The organism is Streptomyces sp. NPDC059861 (assembly GCF_042731435.1).
GTDB lineage: Bacteria > Actinomycetota > Actinomycetes > Streptomycetales > Streptomycetaceae > Streptomyces.
Window position 1 is genome coordinate 1 of record NZ_JBHWJQ010000015.1, and the last position, 7121, is coordinate 7121.

At 70.7% G+C, this 7121-nt stretch carries 6 protein-coding genes and 2 pseudogenes; 4 read left to right on the forward strand and 4 right to left on the reverse strand.

Going from position 1 to position 7121, the window contains the following annotated elements:
* Positions 1 to 120: 120 nt before the first annotated feature.
* The 4 genes from ACFV6X_RS15545 to ACFV6X_RS15560 form a co-directional block, all read right to left on the reverse strand.
* Positions 121 to 858 carry an anti-sigma factor domain-containing protein gene (locus ACFV6X_RS15545; protein ID WP_385383083.1) on the reverse strand — a complete coding sequence of 246 codons (738 nt, stop codon included), beginning with the start codon at positions 856 to 858 and terminating at the stop codon, positions 121 to 123.
* Positions 855 to 1466, reverse strand: a complete 612-nt coding sequence (gene sigK / locus ACFV6X_RS15550) for an ECF RNA polymerase sigma factor SigK (RefSeq protein ID WP_365447926.1) — start codon at positions 1464 to 1466, stop codon at positions 855 to 857. The genes ACFV6X_RS15545 and sigK overlap by 4 nt, the downstream gene beginning before the upstream one ends.
* 247 nt (positions 1467 to 1713) lie before the next feature.
* Entirely contained in the window at positions 1714 to 2334 is a 621-nt protein-coding gene (locus ACFV6X_RS15555) for a dihydrofolate reductase family protein (RefSeq protein ID WP_385383086.1), read from the reverse strand.
* A 157-nt stretch (positions 2335 to 2491) separates the two neighbouring features.
* Complete coding sequence (locus ACFV6X_RS15560; protein WP_385383089.1) at positions 2492 to 2662, reverse strand: hypothetical protein; 171 nt, start codon at positions 2660 to 2662, stop codon at positions 2492 to 2494.
* A gap of 262 nt (positions 2663 to 2924) precedes the next feature.
* Between ACFV6X_RS15560 and ACFV6X_RS15565 the strand changes: the two genes are divergently transcribed.
* The 4 genes and pseudogenes from ACFV6X_RS15565 to ACFV6X_RS15580 all read left to right on the forward strand — a co-directional run bounded on the left by ACFV6X_RS15565 (position 2925) and on the right by ACFV6X_RS15580 (position 7028).
* A complete protein-coding gene (locus tag ACFV6X_RS15565) occupies positions 2925 to 4730 on the forward strand; it encodes an ABC transporter ATP-binding protein (RefSeq protein WP_385383092.1) in 1806 nt (601 codons plus the stop codon).
* A 204-nt stretch (positions 4731 to 4934) separates the two neighbouring features.
* Positions 4935 to 5201 carry a DUF3253 domain-containing protein gene (locus tag ACFV6X_RS15570; protein ID WP_385383095.1) on the forward strand — a complete coding sequence of 89 codons (267 nt, stop codon included), beginning with the start codon at positions 4935 to 4937 and terminating at the stop codon, positions 5199 to 5201.
* 217 nt (positions 5202 to 5418) lie between these two features.
* Positions 5419 to 6649, forward strand: a pseudogene (locus ACFV6X_RS15575) (PP2C family protein-serine/threonine phosphatase).
* 153 nt (positions 6650 to 6802) lie between these two features.
* Positions 6803 to 7028, forward strand: a pseudogene (locus ACFV6X_RS15580) (ferredoxin).
* Positions 7029 to 7121: the final 93 nt, after the last annotated feature.

Here is a 7121-nt window from a genome sequence, read left to right on the forward strand (position 1 = left end):
CCCGGCATCCCCCACCCCGGCGGGGTGCGCCCCCCCCCCGGGCGTCCCGCACCCCCGGGCGGGCCGGCCTGCTGCGCGCCGGGCCGGGTGACGAGTGCACACGTCCTCGATCGACTGAGATCAACTGAGCACCGGAATCCTGGCGAGCGGCGTCGTGGTCGGCTGAGGCGCGCCCCCGGCGGACTCGACGGTGACACAGACGGCGGTGGCCCCGTTCAGGGACCCGGCGAGGACCTGGGCCTGACGACCACCCGCGGAGTGCAGCAGGCCGGCGGGTCGGTACTCCCACGCCCGTTCGTACCAGAGCTGGTAGACCTGGCCCTCGCGAAGGGGTGGCAGGCCTGAGGCGATGAACGCGGTGCGGTCCTGGGCCCGGGAGGCGATCACGCTGGCCGTGGCACTGTCCGCAAGCCGCGCGGTGCTCATCTTGGCGTCGGTGGCGGCGAGGAGGCCGACGAGTTCCTCGGTGTCGGCATGGGCGTCGGCGATCTGCTCACGGTTGCTGTCGGCTTCGGAGTGTTGCCACCAGGCGATGCCTCCCACCCCCGCGGCTGCCGCCACGGACGCGGCCAGCGCGACCAGCAGGCCCCGTTGACCGAGGCGATCCTGCCGCGGGGCGACGGGCCGCTCCTGGCCCTCGGTCGTGATCCGTTGGAGGACACGCCGACGCAGGTCGGCGGAGGGCTGCCGAGCCTCGGCGGAGCCCAGCCAGGCGAGGGTCCGCGACGCCTCGTCGGCCTCGCGTCGGCACGCCGCGCAGGTGGCCAGGTGGTTCTCGAAGGCCGCTCGCTCATCGGGCGGCAAGGCGTGCAGCGCGTACGCGCCGACATCCGTGCACGGGTCCTCGGGGTGCCTCATGACCGACCCTCCAGACACTCACGCAACCGCTGGAGTCCCTGACGCATTCGCGACTTGATGGTTCCGACGGGAGTGGAGAGGCAGTCGGCCACCTCCGTGTAGGTCAGCCCTTCGTAGTAGGCAAGTACCAGAGGCAGCCGCAGGTGCCCCGCCAGGCCGGACAGGCAGCGGAAGACGACGCGGTAGTCCTCGCGGACCTCGACCTCCTCGGCCACCGTGTCGAACGGCCGCTCCTGCTCCAGGACGGCTGTGCGCACCTCGCGGGCTTTGCCGGCGGCGACGGACCGCACCCGGTCGACCGCCCTGCGGTGGGCGACGGTGAGCACCCAGGCGCGGGCGGGGCCCCGCTCCGCGCGGAAGTGGTCGGCGGTACGCCATACCTCCACCATCACGTCCTGGGTCACCTCCTCCGCCAGCGCCTCGTTCCTCAGCACTCGCCAGACCAGTCCCATCACGGGCGGTGCCAGCGCGTCGTACACCCCCGCGAAGGCCTGTTCGTCACCGTGGGCAGCACGAACCAGCAGCTCGTCCACCCGGGCGTCGTCCGACGACCGGGTACGACGGACCGGCGCGTCGCGTTTCGCGCCTGGGTCTTTTCCACGCTTCATGGCCGCCCCTCAGCTCTGCTCGACAGTGGCTCCTCCGGGAGAGAAGCGCACCTCGTGCAGGCCCGTCTGCCTGACGAACTTCACCTTTCCGCAGCAGGCAACCGGGAGCACGCCGGTAAATCGGTTGAAGGAGGGCGAACGCGGCCCTCACAGGTTGTTCGGAGCCGCGGGGTCCGCGGATCTGCCCACCCCGACTCCTACTGCTGGGTAGGTCTGCCGCGGGAGCGGACGGGCGGCCGCTCGTCGCTCAGGTCAGCACCCGGTACGTCACATGCGTGACGATGCTCGCCGACCGCGACCTCACCTGCTCGAGTTCCAGCGGCGGGACGCCCTCGAAAAGCCGTGTGCCGGCACCGAGTGTGAACGGCACGATATGGAGCCGCAACTCGTCGATCAGGCCTGCCGCGAGGTACTGGTTGACGGTGGTCGCGCCGCCTTGGATCGCGACGACGCCGTCGCCGGCTGTCGTGCGTGCCTGTGCCAGTGCCGACGCGATGCCGTCGGTGACGAAGTGGTACGTGGTGCCGCCGTCCATCGGCTGCGGCTCGCGCGCGTGGTGGGTCAGCACGAACACCGGTGCGTGGAACGGCGGATCGTCGCCCCACCAGCCGTTCCAGGGCTGGTCCCAATCGCCGCGCACCGGGCCGAACATGTTGCGTCCCATGATGAATGCCTGGGCGGCGGTCATCTGTTCGACCTCGGCCCGGTTCTCGTCGGGTGTGTCGAACATCCAGGCGTGCATCCTGCCGCCCGAGCCGTCGCCGCCATCGTCGCCGAAGGGGCGTTCCTCGGTCTGGTCGAACCCGGCCGAGTACCCGTCGGCCGAGACCGTGAGATCGCAGACAACCCTGCCCGTTCGCTTGGTCATTGCCTTCCCCCTGTGGCGACACCGGTCGCCCTCGCGGTGAGCTGCCTGACGAGCGTCAGCACGAACCAGTCACAGTATGACCACCGATAGGCGTCCCGCGCCGGACGGCGTGCGGCCCCGGTGCGCGAGACACCGGGGCCGGGGCGGGAGTCGACGGTCAGTGGTCGTCGCCCGGGCGGGCGGCGCTTCGTCGGGCGTTGTTGTACAGGCGCAGCAGGTGCTTGGCGACGGCGCACGGCACCGTGTCGACATGGCACTGCCGGCAGGTCCGCGTGTGGTGCTCGTGATCGGCGCGGGCCTGTTGCAGGGCATCACTCGGGGATGACATCGATGTCCTTGGAGTCGACGGCGGGAAGGGCGGCGGCTGAACGGGTGCCTGGGGGACGTGATGGCACGCCCGAGCCAGAAGTTGATCATGTTACTTAGGGTAGTGGGAAGCTGCGTACGCGCCTGAGTCGTGCGTTCTTCCTCCTCAGTCACCGGCCCGAAAACGCTTGGACGCCGTGGTCGCCGTCGCGGGACACTGCGTATCCGTTACGTGACTCCACGTAACCGTCGCGGGTGCGCCCACGACGACTGAGGGAGGTGGGATGGGAACGCCTGAATCGCGCAGGGTGCTGCCGGGCAAGCGCTCGGTGCTTCTCGCACTTCGTTACTACGGACGGGAGTTGACCCGCTTACGGTGGCTGACCGCGCCGGCGATGCTGCTGACGGCCCTGGGCAACATCGGGATCAACTACGTGGCGCCGCTGATCGTCGCCAAGCTGGTCGGCGAGATCGCGGGGGACAAGGACCTCACCGTCGCCTCGGCACTGCCGTACGTCCTGGGCTTCGTGTGTGTGCTGCTGCTCGCGGAGGCTCTGTGGCGCGTCGCACTGCACTGTCTGAACCGCCTCGACGCCCTCGGCATCGAGCATCTGTACGTCATCGGCATGGACGAGTTGTTCGCCAAGGACGCCGCGTTCTTCCACGACAACTTCGCCGGGTCGCTGACCAAGCGTGTCCTGAGCTTCGCCTCCCGATTCGAGCAGTTCGTCGACACGCTGACGTTCCAGATCGTGGGCAGCTTCCTGCCGCTGGCGTTCGGGGCGGTGGTGCTGTGGCGTTACGAACCACTGCTCGTCGTCGGGCTCCTGGTGATGATCGCCCTGACGGCGGTCTGCGTGGTGCCGCTCATCCGGCGCCGCCAGGCGCTCGTCGACCAGCGTGAGGAGGCGATCGCCCGGGTGTCGGGGCATGTCGCCGACAGCCTGATGAACATGGACACGGTACGGGCGTTCGCCGCTGAGGAACGCGAGGCCGCCGAGCACCGCTCGCGGGTCGCGGCCTCCCGGCGGCTCACCCTCCGGTCGTGGGACTACGGCAACCTGCGCATCGACACGTTCGTCGCGCCGATGTCGGTGCTGACCAACGCACTGGGCCTGCTGCTCGCCGTCATGCTCGCCGGAGGCGCGCACGGCGTGGAGGCGATCGTGGTCGCGTTCACCTACTACTCCAACGCGACTCGGATCATGTTCGAGTTCAACCAGATCTACCGCAGGCTGGAGAGCTCGATGACGGAGGCCGCCCAGTTCACCGAACTGCTGCTGACGCCGCCGACCGTGCTAGATCCGCCCGTGCCGGAGCCGCTGCTGCGGCGGGAGGCCGACGTCCGCTTCGAGAAGGTCACCTTCGCCCACGCCGGCGGCCGGTCCCTGTTCGAGGGCCTCGACCTGGACGTGCCCACCGGCGCGCGGGTGGGACTCGTGGGCCGGTCCGGCGGCGGCAAGACCACACTCACGCGGCTGCTGCTGCGGATGACGGACATCGACGGCGGACGGATCCTGATCGGCGGTCAGGACATCAGCAGAATGCGCCAGGCCGACCTGCGCGGCATGATCGCCTACGTGCCGCAGGACCCGGCGATGTTCCACCGCACGCTGCGGGACAACATCGCCTTCGCCCGGCCCGACGCCGGCGACGCCGAGATCCGCCGCGCGGCCGAGGCGGCGCACGTCACGGAGTTCGCCGACGCCCTGCCGAACGGCTTCGACACCATGGTGGGGGAGCGCGGGATCAAGCTGTCGGGCGGGCAGCGCCAGCGGGTCGCGCTCGCCCGGGCGATCCTGCGTGACGCGCCGATCCTGCTGCTGGACGAGGCGACCAGCGCCCTGGACTCGGAGAGCGAGATCCTCGTCCAGGAGGCGTTGTGGCGACTCATGGAAGGGCGCACGGCGCTCGTGGTGGCGCACCGGCTGAGCACGGTCGCGGGCATGGACCGGCTCGTCGTCCTCGACCAGGGTCGGGTCGTCGAACAGGGCACGCACGACGCACTGCTCGCCACGGACGGTGTCTACGCGAAGCTCTGGAAGCACCAGTCGGGCGGCTTCCTCGACGAGAGCCCCGCGCGGGTGTGACGCTCGCGGCCATCGCCCTCGGCCGTGGGCTCAACGCCGGGGCGGTCGCGGAGTGGACGAGCGGGCGGCAACTGGAGGCTGTGGCGCCGTAAGTGGGACTCCCGCCGGGGCCACGGGGCCACGGCGGGAGGAGCGGTGAGCCACAGAGCGGCCTCGACGGCGTCGCCGGTGCGCGGCCGTCACCGCCGGTGCGACACTGCCTGAGTGAGCGACCGGCAGACGGACCGACGCCTGGAACGGGCCATCCTGGAACTGCTGGATCGCCGTGGCCCGACCGCGACGATCTGCCCCTCCGACGCGGCCCGGGCCGTGTACGAGGGGGACGACGACGGCTGGCGCGCACTGATGGAACCGGCCCGCCGCGCGGCCCGGCGCCTGGTCATGGCCGGCCACGTCGAGATCACCCAGTCCGGCCGCCCCGTCGAACCGGCCAAGGCCCGCGGCCCGATCCGTATCCGCCGCGCCCCTTGACACACCCCCGCCCGCCGCGGTGACGCCATGGCCGGCTGCGGTGACGCACGAAGCGATCACCGCCACGAGGTGCACTCCGAGGCGCTCGGGCGCCCGGCGATCGCCCGCCCCCACGCCAGGATGGCGACCCTGCGGCCGCTCCGGTGCGCCCTGCGGTCGTATCGCTCGTAAATTGGTAGCAGCGGGCAATGGCGCCTGCAGGCTGGGAGACAGCGCCATGGCAGCCGACATCGATTTCACGGCCTTCTTCGACGCCACACCGAGCCCGTACGTCATGCTGGACACGGACCTGGTGATCCGCTACGCGAACCAGGCGTACGTGCGGGCCACCGGGCGGGCCGGGGAGGAGCTGATCGGCAAGTACCTCTTCGACGCCCTGCCGGCCAACCCCGCCACTCCCGACGACACGCGCTGCCTGATGGCGTCGCTGCTCCGGGTCAAGGAGACCGGCGTCGCGGACACCCTGGTGCTGCAGCGGTACGACATCCCCGCGCTTGATCACCTGGGCCGGTTCGAGGAGCGGTGGTGGTCGGACGTCCACACTCCGGTTCTCGGGCCGGACGGCCGGGTGGCGTGGATCGTGCAGCGGTCCGAGGACGTCACCGCCTTCATCCAGTCACGCCGGGCGCGACAGCTCACGGAGGAGCTCACCGACCGGGAGAGGGGCCTGGCCGCCGAGCTCTACGTGCGGGCCCAGGAGCTGCACCGGCTGAACCAGGAACTGCGCCAGGCCCACGCACGTGAACGTCAGGTGGCCGTCGCCCTGCAGGAAGCCATGCTCCAGGCCCCTGACCTGGACCGGCACACCAACATGGCCGTGCGGTACCTGCCCGCGACGAAGTTGCTCAACGTGTGCGGCGACTGGTACGACGTCGTGGACCTGCCGCCCGACCGCTATTCCGCTGCGGTGGGAGACGTCGTCGGCCACGGACTGGAGGCCGCGGCGGTCATGGGCATGCTGCGCAGCGCCCTGAGCGCCGCCATCCGGGCCATCCCGAGCCCCGCCCAGGCCCTGGAAGTCCTCGGCCTGTACGCCCGCTCCCTGGAAGGCGCGACCGCCGCGACCGCCGTCAAGGTGCTCATCGACACCCGCAGCCAACTGATCATCTACAGCAACGCCGGGCACCTGCCCCCGGTACTCCTCCACCCGGGCGGGCCTGGGAATTGCTGGACCAGGCCACGGATCCGCCCCTGGTGCCCGTCCGTACCACGTCCCCCGCCCCCAGGCCGGCCTGTCCTACACACCGGGCGACACCCTCGTGCTCTACACCGACGGGCTCGTCGAACGCCACGACGAAGACATCGACGCCAGCCTGGCCCGCCTGACGGCGGCCCTCTCCAAGGACAGCACGCTGGCCGCCGAGGAACTGGCGGACGCCTTGCTGGACCGCCTCGGCGTCGCCAGCGGTGCCCGCGACGACATCGCCCTCGTCGTCATCCGCCTGTGAGCCGACAGGCCCCGCGCACGCGGCCCTCGCCTTGCGGCCTCCCTTCACAGGGGTCGATCCTGAAAGGGAGGCATGCCCCGCCGAACCGTATGGACCGAGCGCAGACGGCTGCGTGCCGTGGCGGTCACGGCCCGCGCAGGGAGCGGGTTCCAGATGAGGCTTGTCGTCGATCTCAACCGGTGTCAGGGATACGCCCAGTGCGTCTTTCTGGCCCCTGACGTCTTCGCACTGCACGGCGATGAGGCGCTGTTGTTCTCCCCGTTTCGACGAGGGGCAGCGGGACCGGGTGGAAGTGGCCGCGGCGGCCTGCCCGGTGCAGGCCATCCTCGTCGACTACTCCGACGAGCCGACGAAGGCGGTCGAGGCCCATGTCGGCTGACTCCGACGTCGAGATCCTGCGCAGGGAAGGCCGGATAGTCGTCGTGGGTGCCTCGCTGGCAGGCCTGCGCGCGGCGGAGGCCCTGCGCGAGCA

What these genes read in the sequence shown, in the direction of transcription:
- ACFV6X_RS15545 (WP_385383083.1), bottom strand. Translation starts at nt 858, where the DNA reads ATGAGGCACCCCGAGGACCCGTGCACGGATGTCGGCGCGTACGCGCTG.
- sigK (WP_365447926.1), bottom strand. Translation starts at nt 1,466, where the DNA reads ATGAAGCGTGGAAAAGACCCAGGCGCGAAACGCGACGCGCCGGTCCGT.
- ACFV6X_RS15555 (WP_385383086.1), bottom strand. Translation starts at nt 2,334, where the DNA reads ATGACCAAGCGAACGGGCAGGGTTGTCTGCGATCTCACGGTCTCGGCC.
- ACFV6X_RS15560 (WP_385383089.1), bottom strand. Translation starts at nt 2,662, where the DNA reads ATGTCATCCCCGAGTGATGCCCTGCAACAGGCCCGCGCCGATCACGAG.
- ACFV6X_RS15565 (WP_385383092.1), top strand. Translation starts at nt 2,925, where the DNA reads ATGGGAACGCCTGAATCGCGCAGGGTGCTGCCGGGCAAGCGCTCGGTG.